Consider the following 18,904-nt stretch of genomic DNA (forward strand, 5'->3'; position numbering starts at 1 on the left):
CCTCATACACTGGCCTTGCCGTACGCCAGCATGCCGGCAATCCACATGTTCATCCGCATGCGTCCGCACGTTCGCCATCATTTTTCCATCCCTCTTACCGCCACAGCATGACTACGCAAAATACTCCAGAGGATACCGCAGTACAGCTACGCGCGCGATTGCGAAAACTGCGTGCAGAACTGCCGGAAGACCAGCGTAGCCGCGGCGGCCTGCTCATGCGCGCCCGGCTGTTCACCTGGCTGAACGTCGCCCGTGACGAGGCCGTGCGCGCGGGCCGTCCCGCGCCGGCCACCGTGGCCGCGTTCTGGCCCATGGCCGACGAACCCGACTTGCGCCCCCTGCTCCAGCAGTGGGTTGAAAACGGCGTGGCGGTGGCGCTGCCCGTGGTGCGCGAACGCAACGCGCCCCTGGCCTTCCTGCCCTGGACGCCAGAGGCCGAATTGCGGGCCGGTCCCTACGGCATCCAGGAACCGGTCGCGGGTGCCGAACTGCTGCCCGACGTCGTACTGGTGCCCACCCTGGGTTACACCGAACAGGGCGACCGCCTAGGCTATGGCGGCGGCTATTACGACCGCACCCTGGCTGCGCTGCGCGAGCGCGGCCACCCCTTCATTACCATCGGCATCGCCTGGAGCTGCGGCGAACTGGACGCCGGCTATGAACCCGCCGCCCACGACTACCCGCTGGACGCGGTGCTGACCCAGGATGGCTGGGTGCCCCAGGCGCCGCTGGAACAAGGCGGCACCGGCGGCACCACGCTGCACAGCTTCCGCATGAACTGACGCACCAGCTTTGCCCGCCGGCTTGCACCAAAACAGTGCAAGTCCTAACATAAGCAAGGCCGCCGGGCTTCGGCCCGGCCCCATCACGCAGCACCCGCGCATCGTTGCGCGCCTCCCCTCGACAGCGCCGCAGGCGCTGCCCACTTCTCCTGGCCAGGCTTTTCCGCGCCAGTCCGACTGACCCCGTTCAACCCGCCAGCCCCGGCCAGTCCGCGCGTGGCGTGCTCGCCATCCCCGACCTCAACCGCTGCGGCGATGGCGCCGTAACGCCCTTCGGAGGATATTGATCCCGAGGGGCGCCCCCGCCCGTGCCAGCCAGGCTGGCATGCGGGTTGCTTAATCCATTACACCGGCCGGATATCGGCCGGACGGCGGTCGCGCGCAAGCCAGCCGCCGGCACCAGTACCGGAGGAGCCATGAAGGACAGATCATCCCGTCCCGCCGCCTATGACGAAATGCGCGACAGCGCTGGCGGCATACGCTCCCACTACCAGGCTTTCGAGCACTGGCACGACGAGCAGTCCGCGCAGGCCATGGCCGCGCGCCGCCTGGAGGCGGACCTGAGCTTTCGCAGGGTGGGCATCACATTCTCGGTGGCGGGCGACGCCGCAGGTACCGAACGCCTCATCCCCTTCGACCTGATCCCACGCATCATCCCCGCCGACGAGTGGCGCCTGCTGGAAGCCGGCCTGAAACAGCGGGTGCGCGCGCTCAATATGTTCATCCACGACATCTATCACGGGCACGACATCGTGCGAGCGGGGGTCATCCCCGCCGAACAGGTGTTCCTGAACGCCCAGTACCGTCCCGAGATGCAGGACGTGGACGTGGCGGAGGACATCTACTGCCACATCGCCGGCGTGGACATCGTGCGCGCCGGCGCAGGCGAGTTCTACGTACTGGAAGACAATTTGCGCGTTCCGTCGGGCGTGTCCTACATGCTGGAGAACCGCAAGATGTCGATGCGGCTGATGCCGGACGCCTTCAGCCGCATCAAGGTGGAGCCGGTGGCGCATTACCCCGATCTGCTGCTGGACAATCTGCGCGAAGTGGCGCCGCATGGCGCGGACGCCCCTACCGTGGTGGTGCTGACACCGGGCATGTACAACTCCGCGTACTTCGAACACGCCTTCCTGGCGCAGCAGATGGGGGTGGAACTGGTCGAGGGCCAGGACCTGTTCGTCGAACAGAACACCGTCTACATGCGCACCACGCAAGGCCCGCGCAAGGTGGACGTCATCTACCGCCGGCTGGACGATGACTTCCTCGACCCGCTGTCGTTTCGCGCCGACTCCGCACTGGGCGTGCCCGGCCTGCTGTCGGTTTACCGCGCCGGCCGCGTCACGCTGGCCAACGCCATCGGCACCGGCATCGCCGACGACAAGTCCACGTATCTGTACGTGCCGGACATGATCCGCTTCTACCTGAACGAGGAACCGGTGCTGTCCAACGTCCCCACCTGGCGGTGCAGCCGGCCCGACGAACTGTCGCACGTGCTGGCACACATGCACGAACTGGTAGTGAAGGAAGTGCACGGTTCAGGCGGCTACGGCATGCTGGTGGGCCCGTCGGCTTCGCGCGCCGAAGTCGAGGCGTTCAAGGCGCGCGTGCGCGCCAACCCCGCCAACTACATCGCGCAGCCGACGCTGGCGCTGTCCACTGTCCCGACCTATGTGGAATCGGGCGTGGCGCCGCGCCACGTGGACCTGCGTCCCTATGTGCTGTGCGGCAAGGACATCCGCACCGTGCCGGGCGGCCTGTGCCGCGTGGCGCTGACCGAGGGCTCGCTGGTGGTCAACAGCAGCCAGGGCGGCGGCACCAAAGACACCTGGGTGCTGGAGGAGGACTGAACATGCTGAGCCGAACCGCCGACAACCTGTTCTGGATGTGCCGCTATACCGAGCGCGCTGAAAACACCGCCCGCATGCTCGACGTGAACCTGCAGATGTCGCTGCTGCCGCAAGATGCGCAAACGCGCGAGGGCTCGTGGCTGGGCGTGCTGCGCATCTCCGAGCTCCAGGGCCTGTACCAGAGCAAGTACGCGTCCATCTCGCCGCACGACGTGCTGCAGTACATGGTGCGCGACCCCGAGAACCCCTCGTCGATCTATTCCTGCATGCGCGCGGCCCGCGAGAATGCGCGCGCCGTGCGCGGCAGCCTCACCACGGAGGTCTGGGAGACCTACAACACCACCTGGCTGGAACTGCTGAAGCATCTGCATACCGGCTTGCTGGAACGCAATCCGGGCGAGTTCTTCGAATGGGTGAAGTTCCGTTCGCACCTGGCCCGCGGCGTCACGATCGGCACCATGCTGGAAGACGAGGCGCTGTACTTCCTTCGCATCGGCATGCACCTGGAACGCGCCGACAACACCGCGCGCATGCTGGACGTGAAGTTCCACGAACGCGGCGCCAACAGCAATGACGGCCGCGCCGACCCCGCCGGCGCGGCAGCCCTGCAAAGCGAGTTCTACCGCTGGTCGGCGCTGCTCAGCTCGGTCTCGGGGCTGGAGATCTACCGCAAGGTGTACCGTGACGTCATCACCCCCGACCGCGTCGCCGAGCTGCTGATCCTGCACGGCGACATGCCGCGTTCGCTGCTGGCCTCGATGCGCGCCGTTGCCGACGACCTGGCGCGCGTATCCAACCAGCGCTCGACCGAAACCGAGAGGCGCGCCGGCATGCTGTGCGCCGAACTGCAATACGGCCGCGTCGAAGACATCCTGGACAGCGGCCTGCACCAGTACCTGGAGCACTTCCTCGACCGCATCAACGATCTGGGCAACCGGATCAGCCAGGACTTCCTGGTGCCGCTGTCATAGCCTGGAGACCGGAATGAAACAGATCATCACGCACGTTACGCATTACCGCTACACCTCGCCGGTCGCCTACAGCATCCAGACCCTGCGCCTGACCCCGCGCGACGACGAACACCAGCGCGTGCTGCGCTGGCACATCGAAGCGCCCGGCGAACTGGACAAGCAGGTGGACGCCTACGGCAACATCACGCATACGCTGACCCTGAACCAACCTCACACCGACATCGAACTGCGCGTAGCCGGACAGGTGCTGGTGGCGCCGCTGGACCGCGGCCTGCTGGGCAGCGAGGACAGCCGCCTGCCGGTGCACGCCTATTGCGTGCAGACGCCGCTGACCCAGGCCGACGACACCATCATGGCCTTTGTGCGCGAGGCGCTGCCCAACGGCCTGCATACGCCCGACGACATCCTGGCCCTGGCTACGGCGGTCAGCGACCGCGTCGCGTACGAACCCGGCACCACCGACGTCACCACCGCCGCCAACCAGGTGCTGGCAATGGGCCATGGCGTCTGCCAGGACCACGCCCACCTGTTCCTTGCCTGCGTGCGCGGCCTGGGCGTGCCCGCCCGCTACGTCAGCGGCTACCTGTACACCACCGCCGAGCACGCCGCCAGCCATGCCTGGGCGGACGTTTGGCTGCCCGACGTGGGCTGGACCAGCGTGGACATCACCAACCGCCAGTTCGCCTCCGACTGCCATTGCCGGCTGGCTGTGGCGCGGGACTATGACTCGGCCTCGCCGGTGCGCGGCGTGCGCAGCGGCGGCGGCCAGGAATCCATGGAGGTCAGCGTGCAGGTCCAGACCGCCGCCCAGCAGTAACATCCGGTCTGCCGCGCCGCAATACAATGCGGCGTGGTTTTCCCTATTTCCGATCATGACCTACTGCGTCGCAGCCCGCCTTGATTCCGGCCTGGTCTTCCTGTCCGACTCCCGCACCAATGCGGGGGTCGACCAGATCAGCGTCTTCCGCAAAATGACCGTCTTCGAGCGTCCGGGCGACCGCGTGATGGTGCTGATGAGCTCGGGCAACCTGGCAGTAAGCCAGGCCGTGCTGAATGCGCTGGCGCGCCAGCACGACGAAGGCGGCGAAACCGTCTGGAACGCGCCCGATATGTTCGAGGCCACCCGCCGTGTCGGCGCTGCGGTGCGCGACGTCTATCACCACGAAGCCCCGGCCTTGCGCGAGCAGGGCGTGGACTTCAACGTCAACCTGATCTTCGGCGGCCAGATCGGCGCCGAACGCTGCCGGCTCTTCCAGGTGTATTCGGCCGGCAACTTCATCGAAGCCAGCCAGGAATGCCCCTACTTCCAGATCGGCGAGGCCAAGTACGGCAAGCCCATCCTGGACCGCGTGCTCCGTCCCGATACCTCGCTGGACGAAGCCGCCAAGTGCGCCCTGATCTCCATGGATTCCACGCTGCGCTCGAACATCTCGGTGGGACTGCCGCTGGATCTGCTGGTCTACGACACTCATTCGCTGCGCGTCACGCACTTCGCCAGCATCGATGAGCACAACGAATACTTCCGCATGATCCGCGGCACCTGGGGCGAACGGCTGCGCCAGGTCTTCGCCGAGATTCCGGATCCGCTGTGGACCAATCCCGACGCCCCGGACTCGCTGGTACCGCCCAGCCGCGTGCACCAGCCGCTGCGCGCCGAGCCCGTGGACGCGCCCGCGCCCAGCTATAGCGCGCCGCAGGTGCTGGCGCAAGACCCGGGCAAAGACCAGGCAAATTAGGGACGCGGCCTCGCCGTCAGCGCCAAACGCCCGCAGGCAACTGCCAGGTTGCTGCGGGCGTTTGTTCTTGCGCGATCGCCATTGCGCGTAAACCCTCCTTTCCAGCAACCGAAACCAGGCTTGCGGAACTGCGAATTCTCATCCGGGCGCCAGCGCGCCAAACTGGTGCCCGGCCGTCATGCTTTGCCTTGGGGGCCCTCACAGAACCACAAGGAGCGAGACATGCCCCCTATCTATGCGCGCGCGCTCAAGCGCGCGGCCTGGCCCCTGCTGGCCCTGTCCTGCCTTGCCTCTGGCAACGCCGGCGCCCAAGGCGCCTATCCCAACCATCCCATCTCGCTGGTCGTGCCGTTCGCGGCGGGCGGCCCCACGGACGTCGTGGCGCGCAGCCTGGGCGCGTCCATGTCCAAAACGCTGGGCCAGAGCATCATCATCGAAAACCGCACCGGCGCCGGCGGCACGCTCGCCTCGCAGCACGTGGCGCGCGCCGCGCCAGATGGCTATACCTTCCTGATCCACCATAACGGCATGGCCACCGCGCCTGCGCTATACCGCAAGCTGTCGTTCAATCCGTTGACGGACTTCGCCTACGTGGGCCAGGTAGCCGACGTGCCGATGACGCTGCTGGGCCGCAAGGACCTGCCCGCGGACGGCATGAAAGACTTCATCAAGTACGCCAAGGAAAACGGCAACAAGATCAACCTGGCAAACGCCGGCCTGGGCGCGGTGTCACAGCTGTGCGGCATGCTGCTGCAGGAATCGCTGGGCGTGCAGTTCACCACCGTGCCTTATGCCGGCACGGCGCCAGCCATGACCGCGCTGCTCGGAGGCCAGGTGGACGTGCTGTGCGACCAGACCACCCAGACCATTCCCCAGATCAAGGCGGATCGCGTGAAGCTCTACGGCGTCACCACGCTCGAACGCATCGAGACGCTGCCCGATGCGCCGACCCTGCAGGAGAACGGCCTGAAGGGCTTCGAGGTCAAGGTGTGGCATGGCGTGTACGCGCCCAAGGGCACGCCGCCCGAGGCCGTCGCCAAGTTCAACGAAGCCTTGCGCGCCGCGCTGAAGGATCCCGCCTTCACGCAAAAGATGGCGGAGCTGGGCGCCGAGATCGTGCCGGAATCCAAACAGACTCCGCAGGGCCTGCAGACCTGGCTGCAATCCGAGGTCGACAAATGGGGCGGCATCATCCGCAAGGCGGGTGTATACGCGGACTGATTGCGAGGGGGGCAGCGGCGGTTGCCGCTGCCCGTTCATGAATATATATTCCCGTGCATGAGCACGAACGACGTAAAAAGCGCCAGGCGCGTCCTGGACATTCTGCAATTCTTCGCTGCGACGCGGGCGCCTGCCACGCTGTCGCAGATTGCAGCCGGGCTGGGCATCCCCAAGTCCAGCTGCCTGGCCTTGCTCGACACCCTGGAAGGCGACGGCTACGCGCACCTGACGGCAGGCCGCTATTACCTGACCCGCCGCTGGCTGAACGAAGCCCGGACCGTCGCCGAACACGACCAACTGACCACCCGCATCCGGCCCACGCTGGAAGCGCTGCGCGACGAACTGGGCGAGACCCTGATCCTGGCGCAACGGTCCGGCGACCACGTGGTCTACCTGGACGTCGCCGAGCCCGAACGCATCGTGCGCTTCACCGCCAGGGTCGGCCAATTGAAGCCGCTGCATGCGTCCGCCTCCGGACGCGCCTTGTTGGGCGCCATGCCGGCCGCCGACCGCGAAGCGCTGGCCGCTCGCCTGACCCTGGATCGCTATACCAGCAAGACGGTCAAGACCCACAAGCAGCTGCTGCAACTTATCGACGCCGAAGCCAACCGGGGCTGGCACGTCAATCTTGCGGAACACCAGGCTGACACCCTGTCGGTCGCCGCACCCCTGGTCCTGTACGGCGCCGTGCTGGCGCTGGTGGTCGGCGCACCCCTGGACCGTTCCGCCGCCCGCGCCGACCTCATCGGCCAGACTCTGCTCGCCGCCAGCCGCGACCTGACTCAGCGCATCGACAGCCAAGCCCCCGCCGTGCCGGCGTACTAAGGCCCATCCCCTCCCCAGGCGCTTCATGCAGGCGCCTGCCATGTCCCCCTTTGTCTCATTCGCCCTGCGGCTCATGCCGCGGGGCGCAATGCCGCGCCCCCGTTTGCTGCGGGTTTACGCCAAAGCAAAATCCATTGCTCGCTTGAGTTCATATCTATAAACTTTTGTTCAAGGGCAAGAACGCAAGCCGGATCCCCGATTGCGGGCGCTCGACAACCGGGCGACTGCCCGGCGCTCACTTCTTGAAGGAAGGAACATGGCTGGCCTTTATTACGAACAGTTTTCGCCCGGGCAGGCGTTCGAACATGCCTGGACCCGCACCCTGACCGAAATGGACAACGTGCTGTTCAGCTCCCTGACGATGAACGTGCAGCCGCTGCACCTGGACGCGCATTTCGCGGCGCAGACGGAGTTCGGCAAGCCTCTGGTCAACAGCCTGTTCACCTTGGGCCTGCTGATCGGCATGACGGTCAACGACACCACGCTAGGCACCACGGTCGCCAACCTTGGCATGACCGACGTGAACTTCCCGAAACCCGTCTTCGCGGGCGACACCCTTCACGTGCGCACTCGCGTGCTGTCAGTGCGCGAAAGCAAATCCCGTCCCAACGCCGGCATCGTCGAGTTCGAGCACACCGCGCTCAACCATCGTGATGAAGTCGTGGCCACGTGCAAGCGTTCGGCGCTGATGCGCAAGCGCCCGGCCTGAGCCCGGCGCCGCTCAGGAGGATCACGATGACTCGCTCTCTGCTGTTCGTGCCCGGCGATTCCGGGCGCAAATTCGATCATGCGGCCGCCAGCGCCGCCGATGCCCTGATCCTGGACTTGGAAGACTCCGTCGCTCCCGACCAGAAAGCCGCGGCACGCAAGGAAGTCCGCTCCATGCTGGAACGGGGCTCGGCAGGCAAGCAGCTATGGGTGCGCATCAACGCGCTGGAGGGCGACGACGCCCTGGCCGATCTGGCGGCCGTGATGCCCGCCGCCCCCTACGGCATCGTGCTGCCCAAGTGTGCGGGCCGCGCTGGCCTGCTGCAGTTATCGCACTACCTGGACGCCTTCGAGGCAGCGGCCGGCACGGCCCCAGGCGCCACGCGCATCCTCGCCATCGTCACCGAGACCGCCCACTCCCTCTTCGGCCTGCACGACTACCGCGACGCCACGCCGCGGCTGTGGGGACTGTCCTGGGGCGCGGAAGACCTGGCCGCCGACGTCGGCGCGCTGCGCAACCGCGACGCAGGCCGCTACACCGAACCTTTCCGACTGGCGCGATCGCTGTGCCTGATGTCAGCCGCGGCGGCCGGCGTGCGCGCCATCGACACGGTCTGCGTCGACCTAGACGCGCCGGAGGTTTTGGCGGCCGAGGCCGGCGAAGCCTTCCGCGACGGCTTCGTCGGCAAGATGGCCATCCATCCGCGCCACGTCGACGCCGTCAACTCGGCGCTGAGTCCGGACGACGGCCAGTTGCAGTGGGCCCACGCGGTCATCGCCGCATTCGCCGCCAACCCAGGCGCGGGCACCTTGCGGCTGGACGGCAAGATGATCGACCGGCCGCATCTGCGCCTGGCGCGCCGCCTGCTGGGGGAGGATTGACCATGCCCGGACCACTGCACGGCATACGCGTCGTCGACATGACCAGCGTCGGCATGGGGCCCATGGCCACCCAGATGCTGGGCGATATGGGCGCCGACGTGATCAAGGTGGAATCCGCCGAGGGCGACGTGTTCCGCCACGTCACGCCCCAGCGCCACGCCGCCATGAGCCATACCCATCTGAACCTGAACCGCAACAAGCGCAGCGCGGTGATCGACGCCAAGACCACCGAAGGCCGCACCCAGCTGGACGCGCTGATCGGCGGCGCCGATGTCTTTATTTCCAACATGCGCGCCCCGGCGATGCGCCGCCTGGGCCTGGATTACGCGACGCTGCAGCCGCGCTTTCCGCAGCTGGTCTATTGCGCCTGCTATGGCTATTCGGAGCAAGGCCCCTATGCCGGACGCGCCGCCATCGACGACACCATCCAGGCGGCCTCCGGCATGGCATGGCTGCAGGGCGGCGCGGGTGCGGACGCGCCGCGCTACGTCAACTCCGTGGTTGCCGACAAGGTGGTGGCGCTGTACGTCGCCAACGCCGTCACCAGCGCCCTGCTGGCCCGCGAACGCGGCGCGGGCGGCCAGGCCGTGGAAGTGCCGATGTTTGAATGCATGGTGGCCTTCCTGGCGCCGGAGCACCTGGCCGGACTGACCTTCGTGCCGCCTGAAGGCCCGGCGGGTTACTCGCGCCTGCTCAATGAGTACCGGCGCCCTTTCCGCACGCGCGACGGCTACATGAGCGTGGTGCCCTACACCACGCCGCAGTGGCAACGCTTCTTTGCACTGGCCGGCAATCCCGAGATGACACAGGATCCGCGCTACCTGACGCTCAACAGCCGCAGCAAGCATTTCCCCGAGCTGTACAGCTACGTGGAAAGCGTGCTGCGCGAGCGCACCACCGCAGAATGGACCGAGCTGCTGGCTACCGTCGACATTCCGTATGCGCCGGTCAATGACTTCGAGGAGTTGCTGGCCGACCCGCACTTGCGCGCCACGGGCTTTTGGCATGAATCCGAGCACCCCACCGAAGGGCGCCTGATCCAGGCGGGCCTGCCCGTCAGCTTCAGCCGCACGCCCGCCGAAATCCGGCGGCACCCGCCCGGACTGGGCGAACACACGGCCGAGATCCTGGCGGAAGCCCAGGCCGGCCGGGCGTCCTGAGTCCCGGTTCCAAGCACGAGGAGACAACCATGAAAAACAATATCCAATCCGCCTTGATCGCCGCTACGCTCTGTCTGCCCGCGCTGGCCGGCGCAGCCAGCTCGGGCGCGTCGAGCTACCCGCAGGCGGATAAGCCCATCCACTTCGTCGTCGGCTTTCCCGCCGGCAGCACCATCGACAACGTTTCGCGCGTGGTGCTCGACGATATCCGCGCCCGCAGCGGCGCGCAGATCATCGTCGAAAACAAGCCCGGCGCGCTCGGCGTGCTGGGCGTGGACACCGTGGCGCGGGCCGCGCCAGACGGCTACACCATGATGCCGAGCTCCAGCGCCACCAGTTCGTCCGGTCCGTATCTGTCCAAAGCTTTCCAGCGCTACGACGCGATGAAGGATTTCACCCAGGTTGGACGCGTGGTCCGCTTCGACGTGGTCATCGTTACGCGCGCCGCCGGCCAGCATGGAGATGCGCGCCAATTGGTGGCGGCGGCCAAGGCCAAGCCTAACGCGGTCACCAGCGGCTACGGTTCGGGCACGGGCCAGGTCGTGGCCGCGGCCTTCAGCCGCGCCGCGGGTGCGGACGTGCTGGGCGTGCCCTACAAGGGCCAGCCGGCCGCAGTGACCGACCTGCTGGGCGGACGCATCGATTTCGTGGCCGCCGATCTCGGCGCCGTACTTCCGCAGATCCGCGCGGGTAACTTGAACGCCGTAGCCCTGGTATCCAGCAAGCGCTCCACCATCCTGCCCGCCGTCCCGACAGCCCAGGAGCTGGGCATGGGCAGCCTGGACCTGACCGGATGGATCGGCGTGGCCGGCCCCGCGGGCCTCGCTCCCGAAGCCGCAAGATGGTGGTCGGAACAGCTGACCGCGACGATGCGTGAGCCCGCCGTCCAGGAAAAGCTGCGGGCCATGGGCATGGAGCCTGATCTGGCCACGGGAGACCCTTTGCAGCAATTCGTGCGCGCCCAGTATGACGCCTGGGGCCAGCAGATCCGCCAAGCCGGTATCCAGCCGGAATAAACGGCCGGGGCGGATCCAAAGAAAAGCCCACCCGCAAGGGTGGGCTTGGCAGCTACCGCGCCATGCAGGCGCGTTGCCGTCAGGCTTGCAACGACAGTTCCTTCCACACGGCCATCGGCGCTTCCGCGTGGTTCAAGGTGTAGAAGTGCAGGCCCGGCGCGCCGTTGTCCAGCAGCGTCTGGCACAGCTCGGTCACCACATCCACCCCGAAGGCGCGGATGGAGGCCTTGTCGTCGCCGAATTCGGCCAGGCGCAGACGGATCCAGCGCGGCACTTCCGCGCCGCACATTTCAGAGAAGCGCAGCAACTGCGTGTGATTCGTGATGGGCATGATGCCCGGCACGATAGGCACGTTCACGCCCTTGGCCTGCGCCCGGTCGACAAAGTCGAAATAGGCGTCGGCATTGAAAAAGTACTGCGTGATCGCAGCGTCGGCGCCAGCCTTCACCTTGTTCACGAAATGGTCCAGGTCCGCCGAGGGATTCAGCGCCTGGGGATGCATCTCGGGATAGGCCGCCACTTCGATGTGGAACCAATCGCCCGTTTCCTCGCGGATGAACGACACCAGTTCATTGGCGTAGCGCAGTTCCCCGGCATCGCCGCCCATGCCCGAGGGCAGGTCGCCGCGCAGGGCCACCACGCGCCGCACGCCATCGTTCTTATAGGCTTGGAGGATATCCCGCAGGTCCTGGCGGCTGGCGCCCACGCATGACAGGTGCGGCGCCGCCTCGCAGCCCAGGTTGCGCAGCGTGCGCACGGCATCCGCGGTGCCGGCACGGGTGGAACCGCCCGCGCCGAAGGTCACGCTGACGTACTTGGGCTGGATGGCCAGCATCTGCTTGGCTGCTCGCACCAGCCGCTCTTGGCCGGCCAGGTCGCGCGGGGGAAAGAATTCCAGACTGAATGCTGGAGAAATCGAATCGGACATTATCAGTTATCCATGGCGCTACGCGCATCGCATGTAACGGGCTCCTCCCCATCGGGATGCCGCGGAGCCGGCTTTGCCGGTCCGCTGGCATGCCCCCTGGAGGGGGAGCGCGCAGCGCTTCGGGGGGAGCCCTAACTACATTCAGGGAATCAGCTTGGTCAGCAGGCCAGAGATGATGCTGTACAGGATCGCACCACCCACGGCCCACCAGAACCCGTTGACCTGGAAGCCCTTCAGCACGGAGCCGACGAACCAGAACAACAAAGCGTTGATGACGATGAGGAAGAGACCGAGAGTGACGATCGTGATGGGCAGCGTCAGCAGCACCAGCACCGGCTTGACCAGCATGTTCACCAAGCCCAGCACCAGCGCGGCGATGAGCGCCGATCCGAAGCTGGCCACGGTAATGCCGGGCAGCAGGTAGGCAACGGCCAGCAAGGCCACCGCGTTCAGGATCCAGACGAGTATCAATGCCATGTTCGACCTCCTGTTGTGAGTCCGTCGGCCCTGCCGCGGCGATGCAATCGCGACAGGGATCCCGCAGACCGGAAAGCCCGCGCCGACATGGCGCGGCACCTCCCTATTTTGCTACAACCATCAATAGCGGTAGTGTTCGGGCTTGTAGGGGCCTTCCACGGGCACGTTGATGTAGTCGGCCTGATCCTTGCGCAGGGTCGTCAGCTTGACGCCCAGCTTCTTCAAGTGCAGGCGGGCGACCTTCTCGTCCAGGTGCTTGGGCAGCACGTAGACCTGGCCGGACGTGTACGCTTCATTGCGCGTGAACAGCTCGATCTGGGCGATCGTCTGGTTGGCGAACGACGACGACATCACGAACGACGGGTGGCCGGTGGCGCAACCCAGGTTCACCAGGCGGCCCTGGGCCAGCAGGATGATGCGCTTGCCGTCCGGGAAGATGACGTGGTCGACTTGCGGCTTGATCTCTTCCCACTTGCAGTCGGCCAGGCTGGCGACGTCGATTTCGTTGTCGAAGTGGCCGATGTTGCACACGATGGCCTGGTCCTTCATGGCGTTCATGTGCTCGCGCGTGATGACGTGGTAGTTGCCGGTAGCGGTGACGAAGATATCGCCATGCGCGGCGGCGTCTTCCATGGTCACGACCTTGAAGCCTTCCATGGCGGCCTGCAGGGCGCAGATCGGATCGACTTCGGTGACCCAGACTTGGGCGCGCAACGCGGCCAGCGCCTGGGCGCAGCCTTTGCCCACGTCGCCGTATCCGGCCACCACGGCGATCTTGCCAGCGACCATCACGTCGGTGGCGCGCTTGATGCCGTCAACCAGCGATTCGCGGCAGCCGTACAGGTTGTCGAACTTGGACTTGGTGACCGAGTCGTTGACGTTGATGGCGGCAAAGGCCAGCTCACCCTTTTGCGACATCTGGTAGAGGCGATGCACGCCGGTGGTGGTTTCTTCCGTCACGCCCTTGATCAGGGCCAGGCGGGTCGAATACCACTTGGGATCGCGCTTGAGCGTTTCCTTGATGGTGGCAAACAGGATGCGCTCTTCGTCGCTGCCCGGGTTGGCCAGCACCGAGATGTCCTTCTCGGCCTTGGTGCCCAGGTGCAGCATCAAGGTGGCATCGCCGCCGTCGTCGAGGATCATGTTGGCGTTTTCGCCATTGGGCCATTCGAAGATCTTGTGGGTGTACTGCCAGTATTCTTCCAGCGTCTCGCCCTTGACGGCGAAGACCGGCGTGCCCGACGCGGCGATGGCCGCGGCGGCGTGGTCCTGCGTGGAGAAGATGTTGCACGAGGCCCAGCGCACTTCAGCGCCCAGCGCCACCAGCGTTTCGATCAGCACGCCGGTCTGGATGGTCATGTGCAGGCTGCCGGCGATGCGCGCGCCCTTGAGCGGCTGCTTGGCGGCGAATTCCTCGCGGATGGCCATCAGGCCGGGCATTTCGGTTTCGGCGATGGCGAGTTCGCGGCGGCCCCAGCCGGCCAGCGACATATCGGCGACGAGGTAGTCGGAGAAGGATTTATCGGTCACAGCGTTCATGGTGTGTAGGCTCCACGTGAAATACGAACGGCGCAGGATATGGCCGGACACGCGAAGACACCACGACAGTCGAGTGCTCGCCTTTCCCGCCATATGCGACAAAGGTGAGCGCCGTTGCTGTAGCGCCGCGCAAGGCGCGCCGCTTGAACAAGGATTCCTGAGCCTGGCGAGCCTGGTTCCGCATGCCAGGCTGGCTGGCGGGAACCGCAGGGTCGTCGCAACGCTCCTCAGGATTGCCGAGCATTGTACCCGGGAACCGCGCCTCAGGGATCAAACCCCTGGCTCCCTGGCGGGCATTTCGGCCGGCGGGCGTCCCGGCAGCCCGCCCCCTCCCGGTGCGCTTGGCACCTCGTCGTGCCCGGCGCCACGAGCGCTCCCGTCCAAGGGCACCAGTGCAGCCAGCAGCCCGGACGCAACCGAGTCCCAGCTGCGGGTCAGTGCAAGCTCACGCACCGCGTGCCTGTCCAGCGACAAGGCCGCGCGGCAGGCATGGGCCAGGTCCTCGTCCAGGAAACCGGTGACGCCCTGGGTAACCACCGCCAGGGGCGCCTCGCTGCGGAAGGCCGCCACCGGCGTGCCGCAGGCCATGGCCTCCAGCATGACCAGTCCGAAAGTGTCCGTCAGGCTGGGAAATACAAAAGCGTCGGCGGATCCGTAGAGCGCAGGCAGGGCCTCGTCGTGTCGCATGCCCAGGAAGATGGCGCCTGGAAAGCGCTTCTTCAGCCGCGCTTCATCCGGCCCGGCGCCGACCACCACCTTGCTGCCCGGCAGGTCCAGCGACAGAAAGGCGTCCAGGTTCTTTTCGCGCGCTACGCGCCCCACGCTCAAGAACACAGGACGTGGCAAGTCCGGAAAGGCCTGGCCGGCGCCCGGCTGGAACTTGCGCGGGTCCACGCCGCGCGACCAGATCCGCAGGTTCGCCAATCCGCGCCGCGCGAGCACGTCGCGCACCGTGGGAGTAGGCACGAGCACGCGTTGCGAAGGCCGGTGGAACCAGCGCAGGTAGCGCCAGGGCAAGGCCGCCGGGATGCCCATGCGCGCCTGCAGGTAGTCGGGAAACATGGTGTGAAACGAGGTCGTGAAGCGCCAGCCGCGCGCCAGCGCCATGCGGCGCGCGGCCAGCCCCAGCGGGCCCTCGGTGGCGATATGCAGGGCGTCGGGCACGATGTCGCCCAGGATGCGGCGCAATTGCCTTCCGGGCTGCAAGCACAGGCGCAGGTCCGGTTCGGAGGGCGCGGGAACGGTGCGGCTGCCCTGCGGGTTCACCACGATCAGCTCGTGGCCCCATTCGCCAAGGATCTGCTGCATGGTCGTCCAGGTGCGGACGACGCCATTGACTTGCGGATGCCAGGCATCCGTGACGAGGACGATGCGCATGATGGAGCCGGAAGTGGGCGACAAGCGCGATTTAGCCCGCGCTATGTGACATGCCCAAGACGACGGCCCGTGTCGGGCTCGCCCTATACGCCCTGGCCCTAATTGTTGCGGCGGGGATACCCTTGCGCCGTGATGCGCACCCAGACCTCGCGCTTTTCCGCTTCCGTCATGAATACCCAGTTGGCGACTTCCATGGCCGTACGGCCGCAGCCGCGGCAGATATCGTCAAACAGCGTGGAACAAACCGCCACGCAAGGCGAATCGGACGCCTTGAAGGCGCGTTGCGCGTCTTCGGCTTCGGGCAGTTTGGAAAGGTCGACATGGTACTGATTCATCGGGTGAAGAGTAACACCCGCGGTATGTCCCCTTTTGGAAAGCCCTATGTCTCGCCCGGACTTGGCCGCCTGCCCGCGTCCGGGATGCTAGACGCCGCCGTTACCCCGGGAAAAGCCGCATAGGCGGATCTCGCGGCTCCTGGCGCCAGCCGAAGAACTCCCCGGCCTGTTCCAGCAATGCGTCGGGACATTCTTCCGCCAGATAGTGCGCGCCCGGCAGCGGCCCGCCGGAAACCTCATCGGCAATCCGCCGCCACAATTCCAGCACATCGAAATTCCGGCCTACCGCCCCCCGCTCGCCCCACAAGACGCGCAACGGCAGGCGCAGACGCTCGCCTGCCGCCCGGCCGGCTCGGTCGTGCTCCAGGTCCAGGGTGGCGGAAGCGCGATAGTCTTCGCAGATGCCGGTGGCCCAGCCGGGCAGGCGCGCGGTGCGTTCGTACTCCGCCATGGCTTCGGCGGAAAAATGCGCCAGTCCGCCAGGCCGCCCGCCCATCACGGATCGCAGGTAGAACACCGGGTCGCGCTCGATCATGGTTTCGGGCAGCGGCGCAGGCTGGATCAGCCAGAACCAGTGGAAATACGCCTGCGCGAAGGCGCGCGTGGTGCCTTCGTACATATCCAGCGTGGGCGCGATATCCAGCAGCATCATGCGGCTGACGGCTGCGGGATGATCCAGCGCCAGCCGGTGCGCCACCCGCGCGCCGCGGTCATGAGCCAGCACCTCGAAACGCTCGTGTCCCAGGGCGCGCATCAGTCCGACCATGTCGGCCGCCATCTCGCGCTTGGAATGGGCCGCATGGTCCGCCGACGCGGCCGGCTTGTCGCTGTCTCCGTAGCCGCGCAGGTCCGCTGCCACGCAGGTGCGGTGGCGCGTCAACGCCGGCCAGACCCGGTGCCAGATGGCGTGGGTCTGGGGATGGCCGTGCAGCAACAGGAGCGGCGGGCCCGAACCGCCGACGCGCGCGGCGATCTCTATGCCGTTGGCTTTGAAGCGGCGCACGGGCAAGTCGAAGAATGCGGTCATAGGGTCTCTCGGTCCAGGCGGTCGCGCACGCGCCGCGCCAAGTCTTTCATCCAGGGATGCCGCGCCCAATGGCGGGCCTCGAAACGCTCCACCTCGTCCAGCTGCTGCAATGATGCGCCCACCATGTCTTGCCCTTGCATATACATGCGGCGGTGCCGCTCAGGCAGCGTGAACCCCGCCTCCCAGCCGTCCGCGGCAACGACGCGCCCGGCGGCCACGTCGATGCTGACGCGGTGGGTGGCCGTATTGGACACCCTGGCGAGCAGGGCGTCGATCTCCGCCGGCGCCAGGCTGATCAACAGCAGGCCATTGTTGACCGCATTGAAGTAGAAGATCTCGCCGAAACTGGGCGCGATCACCGCGCGGATGCCGAATTGCTGCAGACCCCACACCGCATGCTCGCGGCTGGAGCCGCAGCCGAAGTTCGGACCCGCCACCACGATGGATGCGCCGGCATAGGCGGGCTGGTTCAGCACGAAATCGGGCCTGGGCATGCCCCCCTCGTCAAAGCGCAGATCATGCAGCAGGCCGCGGTCCAGCCCCGCCTTGTCGACGATGCGCAGGAACTGCTTGGGCATGATCTGGTCGGTGTCCAGATTGGAAAAAGGCAGCGGCGCGGCGACGCCATCAATCGTTGCGGTCATGCGTATTGCTCCAAGGCGCGGACGTCGACGATGCGGCCAGTTAGCGCGGCGGCGGCGGCCATGGCCGGCGACATCAGGTGGGTACGGCCCGCCCGCCCCTGCCGGCCTTCAAAATTGCGGTTGGTGGTCGAGGCGCAGCGCTCGCCCGGACTCAGGACGTCGTCGTTCATGGCCAGACACATGGAACAGCCCGGCTGGCGCCATTCAAAACCCGCCTCGATCAGGGTCGCCGCGACGCCCTCGGCCTCAGCCTGTGCGCGCACCGCCCCCGACCCCGGCACCACCATGGCCCGAACGCCCGCGGCGACCTTGCGCCCGCGCACCACCGCCGCCACCGCGCGCAGGTCCTCGATGCGCCCGTTGGTGCACGAGCCGATGAACACGCGGTCTATCGGCAGCCCGGCTATCGGCATGCCGGGCACCAGGCCGATGTAGTCCATGGCTTTTTCAAGCGCCAGGCGAGCCAGTGCATCGGGCTCGGCCTGCGGATCCGGCACCACGCCGTCCACCGGCATGGCCTGGTCCGGGCTGGTGCCCCAGGTGACGAAAGGCGCCATCGCGGCGGCGTCCAACACGTGTTCGGCGTCGAACACGGCATTCTCGTCCGACCGCAGCGTGGCCCAATAGGCGCGCGCCTGCTCCAGCATCTCGCCACGCAGTTCCGGCGCATGCGCGGCGACATAGGCTTCGGTAGTGGCGTCCGGCGCGATCAGCGCGGCGCGCGCGCCCGCCTCCACTGTCATGTTGCACAGGGTCATGCGGGCCTCGGCGGACAGCGCCGCTATCGCTTCGCCGCAGAACTCCACCGCGTGTCCGCGCGCGCCCTGCGCGCCGATGCGATGCACGATGCAGATCACCAGGTCCTTGGCCGTCACGCCTGCCGGAAGCCTGCCGTCCACGCGGATACGCATATTGCGCGCCACCCGGTACACGAGCGTCTGCGTGGCCAGGATGTGCTCGACTTCGGACGTTCCGATGCCAAAGCCCAAAGCACCCAGCGCGCCATAGGTCGTGGTGTGGCTATCGCCGCACAGCACCACCATGCCCGGCAGCACCATGCCATGCTCGGGCGCGATCACATGCTCGATGCCTTGCAGCGGGTCGGTGGTGTCGAACAGCGCAATGCCCTGTTCGTCGCAGTTGCGCTTGAGATTGAGCGCCTGGCGCGAGGACGCGTCGTCGGCGATCACGCGCAGCGCCGCCGGCACTGGATGCGTGGGAATGATGTGGTCCACCACCGCCATCTGCTGCCCGGGACGCAGCACGCCGCGTCCACGCGCAGCCAGGCCGCTGAAGGCCTGCGGGCTGGTGTATTCGTTCATGATGTGCAGGTCGACGTACAGCAGGATGTGTTCCTCGTCGATCCGGGCCACCTCATGGCTGGCCACCAGTTTGTCGTACAACGTCATGCCGGGCATGTCTTGCG

At 66.7% G+C, this 18,904-nt stretch carries 19 protein-coding genes and 1 riboswitch; of the genes, 11 read left to right on the forward strand and 8 right to left on the reverse strand.

Annotated features, from left to right (window positions below; translation table 11 throughout):
- The first annotated feature begins 107 nt into the window (after positions 1–107).
- The 11 genes from VCS63_RS01580 to VCS63_RS01630 all read left to right on the forward strand — a co-directional run bounded on the left by VCS63_RS01580 (position 108) and on the right by VCS63_RS01630 (position 11,151).
- Entirely contained in the window at positions 108–782 is a 675-nt protein-coding gene (locus VCS63_RS01580; RefSeq protein ID WP_063961455.1) for a 5-formyltetrahydrofolate cyclo-ligase, read from the forward strand.
- Positions 783–1,198: 416 nt separating this feature from the next.
- Entirely contained in the window at positions 1,199–2,632 is a 1,434-nt protein-coding gene (locus VCS63_RS01585) for a circularly permuted type 2 ATP-grasp protein (protein WP_042796046.1), read from the forward strand.
- 2 nt (positions 2,633–2,634) lie between these two features.
- Positions 2,635–3,603: an alpha-E domain-containing protein gene (locus tag VCS63_RS01590; RefSeq protein ID WP_042796045.1), complete on the forward strand. Its 969-nt coding sequence runs from the start codon at positions 2,635–2,637 to the stop codon at positions 3,601–3,603.
- Between the two features lie 13 nt (positions 3,604–3,616).
- Positions 3,617–4,420 (forward strand): transglutaminase family protein, encoded by an 804-nt coding sequence (locus VCS63_RS01595; protein WP_063641443.1) that lies wholly within the window; start codon positions 3,617–3,619, stop codon positions 4,418–4,420.
- A 55-nt stretch (positions 4,421–4,475) separates the two neighbouring features.
- Positions 4,476–5,339 carry a proteasome-type protease gene (locus tag VCS63_RS01600; protein WP_323878088.1) on the forward strand — a complete coding sequence of 288 codons (864 nt, stop codon included), beginning with the start codon at positions 4,476–4,478 and terminating at the stop codon, positions 5,337–5,339.
- Positions 5,340–5,561: 222 nt separating this feature from the next.
- Positions 5,562–6,560 carry a tripartite tricarboxylate transporter substrate-binding protein gene (locus VCS63_RS01605; protein ID WP_323878090.1) on the forward strand — a complete coding sequence of 333 codons (999 nt, stop codon included), beginning with the start codon at positions 5,562–5,564 and terminating at the stop codon, positions 6,558–6,560.
- Between the two features lie 57 nt (positions 6,561–6,617).
- Entirely contained in the window at positions 6,618–7,385 is a 768-nt protein-coding gene (locus tag VCS63_RS01610) for an IclR family transcriptional regulator (RefSeq protein WP_063641444.1), read from the forward strand.
- A gap of 256 nt (positions 7,386–7,641) precedes the next feature.
- Entirely contained in the window at positions 7,642–8,094 is a 453-nt protein-coding gene (locus VCS63_RS01615) for a MaoC family dehydratase (RefSeq protein ID WP_042796041.1), read from the forward strand.
- Positions 8,095–8,120: 26 nt separating this feature from the next.
- The gene (locus VCS63_RS01620; RefSeq protein WP_323878092.1) at positions 8,121–8,975 is read left to right on the forward strand and encodes a CoA ester lyase; all 855 of its coding nucleotides are present in this window, start codon (positions 8,121–8,123) and stop codon (positions 8,973–8,975) included.
- A 2-nt stretch (positions 8,976–8,977) separates the two neighbouring features.
- The gene (locus VCS63_RS01625; RefSeq protein ID WP_323878094.1) at positions 8,978–10,135 is read left to right on the forward strand and encodes a CoA transferase; all 1,158 of its coding nucleotides are present in this window, start codon (positions 8,978–8,980) and stop codon (positions 10,133–10,135) included.
- A 29-nt stretch (positions 10,136–10,164) separates the two neighbouring features.
- Positions 10,165–11,151 (forward strand): Bug family tripartite tricarboxylate transporter substrate binding protein, encoded by a 987-nt coding sequence (locus VCS63_RS01630; protein WP_042796038.1) that lies wholly within the window; start codon positions 10,165–10,167, stop codon positions 11,149–11,151.
- A gap of 79 nt (positions 11,152–11,230) precedes the next feature.
- Here the strand turns inward: VCS63_RS01630 and metF are convergent, their stop codons facing one another.
- The 8 genes from metF to leuC all read right to left on the reverse strand — a co-directional run bounded on the left by metF (position 11,231) and on the right by leuC (position 18,896).
- On the reverse strand, positions 11,231–12,079 hold the full coding sequence (gene metF / locus VCS63_RS01635; protein WP_042796037.1) for a methylenetetrahydrofolate reductase [NAD(P)H]: 849 nt from the start codon (positions 12,077–12,079) through the stop codon (positions 11,231–11,233).
- A 141-nt stretch (positions 12,080–12,220) separates the two neighbouring features.
- Positions 12,221–12,556, reverse strand: a complete 336-nt coding sequence (locus tag VCS63_RS01640) for a phage holin family protein (protein ID WP_006389784.1) — start codon at positions 12,554–12,556, stop codon at positions 12,221–12,223.
- A gap of 120 nt (positions 12,557–12,676) precedes the next feature.
- Positions 12,677–14,095 carry an adenosylhomocysteinase gene (ahcY, locus tag VCS63_RS01645; protein WP_042796036.1) on the reverse strand — a complete coding sequence of 473 codons (1,419 nt, stop codon included), beginning with the start codon at positions 14,093–14,095 and terminating at the stop codon, positions 12,677–12,679.
- Between the two features lie 99 nt (positions 14,096–14,194).
- Positions 14,195–14,330, reverse strand: a riboswitch (S-adenosyl-L-homocysteine riboswitch).
- A gap of 35 nt (positions 14,331–14,365) precedes the next feature.
- Positions 14,366–15,472, reverse strand: coding sequence for a glycosyltransferase family 4 protein (locus VCS63_RS01650; RefSeq protein WP_149065309.1), 1,107 nt, complete (start codon positions 15,470–15,472; stop codon positions 14,366–14,368).
- A gap of 98 nt (positions 15,473–15,570) precedes the next feature.
- A complete protein-coding gene (locus VCS63_RS01655; RefSeq protein ID WP_042796035.1) occupies positions 15,571–15,807 on the reverse strand; it encodes a DUF1289 domain-containing protein in 237 nt (78 codons plus the stop codon).
- Positions 15,808–15,907: 100 nt separating this feature from the next.
- Positions 15,908–16,834, reverse strand: a complete 927-nt coding sequence (locus tag VCS63_RS01660; protein WP_280134885.1) for an alpha/beta fold hydrolase — start codon at positions 16,832–16,834, stop codon at positions 15,908–15,910.
- Complete coding sequence (leuD, locus tag VCS63_RS01665) at positions 16,831–17,478, reverse strand: 3-isopropylmalate dehydratase small subunit (protein ID WP_063641449.1); 648 nt, start codon at positions 17,476–17,478, stop codon at positions 16,831–16,833. Before leuD ends, VCS63_RS01660 begins: the two co-directional genes overlap by 4 nt.
- A complete protein-coding gene (leuC, locus tag VCS63_RS01670) occupies positions 17,475–18,896 on the reverse strand; it encodes a 3-isopropylmalate dehydratase large subunit (protein WP_063641450.1) in 1,422 nt (473 codons plus the stop codon). The genes leuD and leuC overlap by 4 nt, the downstream gene beginning before the upstream one ends.
- Between the last annotated feature and the right edge of the window lie 8 nt (positions 18,897–18,904).

Source organism: Achromobacter sp. D10 (assembly GCF_035282245.1).
In the GTDB taxonomy this organism is placed as follows: domain Bacteria; phylum Pseudomonadota; class Gammaproteobacteria; order Burkholderiales; family Burkholderiaceae_B; genus Achromobacter; species Achromobacter insolitus.

Excerpts from the sequence above, each read along its gene's own strand:
- VCS63_RS01580 (WP_063961455.1), top strand. The coding sequence starts at position 108 with ATGACTACGCAAAATACTCCAGAGGATACCGCAGTACAGCTACGCGCG.
- VCS63_RS01585 (WP_042796046.1), top strand. The coding sequence starts at position 1,199 with ATGAAGGACAGATCATCCCGTCCCGCCGCCTATGACGAAATGCGCGAC.
- VCS63_RS01590 (WP_042796045.1), top strand. The coding sequence starts at position 2,635 with ATGCTGAGCCGAACCGCCGACAACCTGTTCTGGATGTGCCGCTATACC.
- VCS63_RS01595 (WP_063641443.1), top strand. The coding sequence starts at position 3,617 with ATGAAACAGATCATCACGCACGTTACGCATTACCGCTACACCTCGCCG.
- VCS63_RS01600 (WP_323878088.1), top strand. The coding sequence starts at position 4,476 with ATGACCTACTGCGTCGCAGCCCGCCTTGATTCCGGCCTGGTCTTCCTG.
- VCS63_RS01605 (WP_323878090.1), top strand. The coding sequence starts at position 5,562 with ATGCCCCCTATCTATGCGCGCGCGCTCAAGCGCGCGGCCTGGCCCCTG.
- VCS63_RS01610 (WP_063641444.1), top strand. The coding sequence starts at position 6,618 with ATGAGCACGAACGACGTAAAAAGCGCCAGGCGCGTCCTGGACATTCTG.
- VCS63_RS01615 (WP_042796041.1), top strand. The coding sequence starts at position 7,642 with ATGGCTGGCCTTTATTACGAACAGTTTTCGCCCGGGCAGGCGTTCGAA.
- VCS63_RS01620 (WP_323878092.1), top strand. The coding sequence starts at position 8,121 with ATGACTCGCTCTCTGCTGTTCGTGCCCGGCGATTCCGGGCGCAAATTC.
- VCS63_RS01625 (WP_323878094.1), top strand. The coding sequence starts at position 8,978 with ATGCCCGGACCACTGCACGGCATACGCGTCGTCGACATGACCAGCGTC.
- VCS63_RS01630 (WP_042796038.1), top strand. The coding sequence starts at position 10,165 with ATGAAAAACAATATCCAATCCGCCTTGATCGCCGCTACGCTCTGTCTG.
- metF (WP_042796037.1), bottom strand. The coding sequence starts at position 12,079 with ATGTCCGATTCGATTTCTCCAGCATTCAGTCTGGAATTCTTTCCCCCG.
- VCS63_RS01640 (WP_006389784.1), bottom strand. The coding sequence starts at position 12,556 with ATGGCATTGATACTCGTCTGGATCCTGAACGCGGTGGCCTTGCTGGCC.
- ahcY (WP_042796036.1), bottom strand. The coding sequence starts at position 14,095 with ATGAACGCTGTGACCGATAAATCCTTCTCCGACTACCTCGTCGCCGAT.
- VCS63_RS01650 (WP_149065309.1), bottom strand. The coding sequence starts at position 15,472 with ATGCGCATCGTCCTCGTCACGGATGCCTGGCATCCGCAAGTCAATGGC.
- VCS63_RS01655 (WP_042796035.1), bottom strand. The coding sequence starts at position 15,807 with ATGAATCAGTACCATGTCGACCTTTCCAAACTGCCCGAAGCCGAAGAC.
- VCS63_RS01660 (WP_280134885.1), bottom strand. The coding sequence starts at position 16,834 with ATGACCGCATTCTTCGACTTGCCCGTGCGCCGCTTCAAAGCCAACGGC.
- leuD (WP_063641449.1), bottom strand. The coding sequence starts at position 17,478 with ATGACCGCAACGATTGATGGCGTCGCCGCGCCGCTGCCTTTTTCCAAT.
- leuC (WP_063641450.1), bottom strand. The coding sequence starts at position 18,896 with ATGCCCGGCATGACGTTGTACGACAAACTGGTGGCCAGCCATGAGGTG.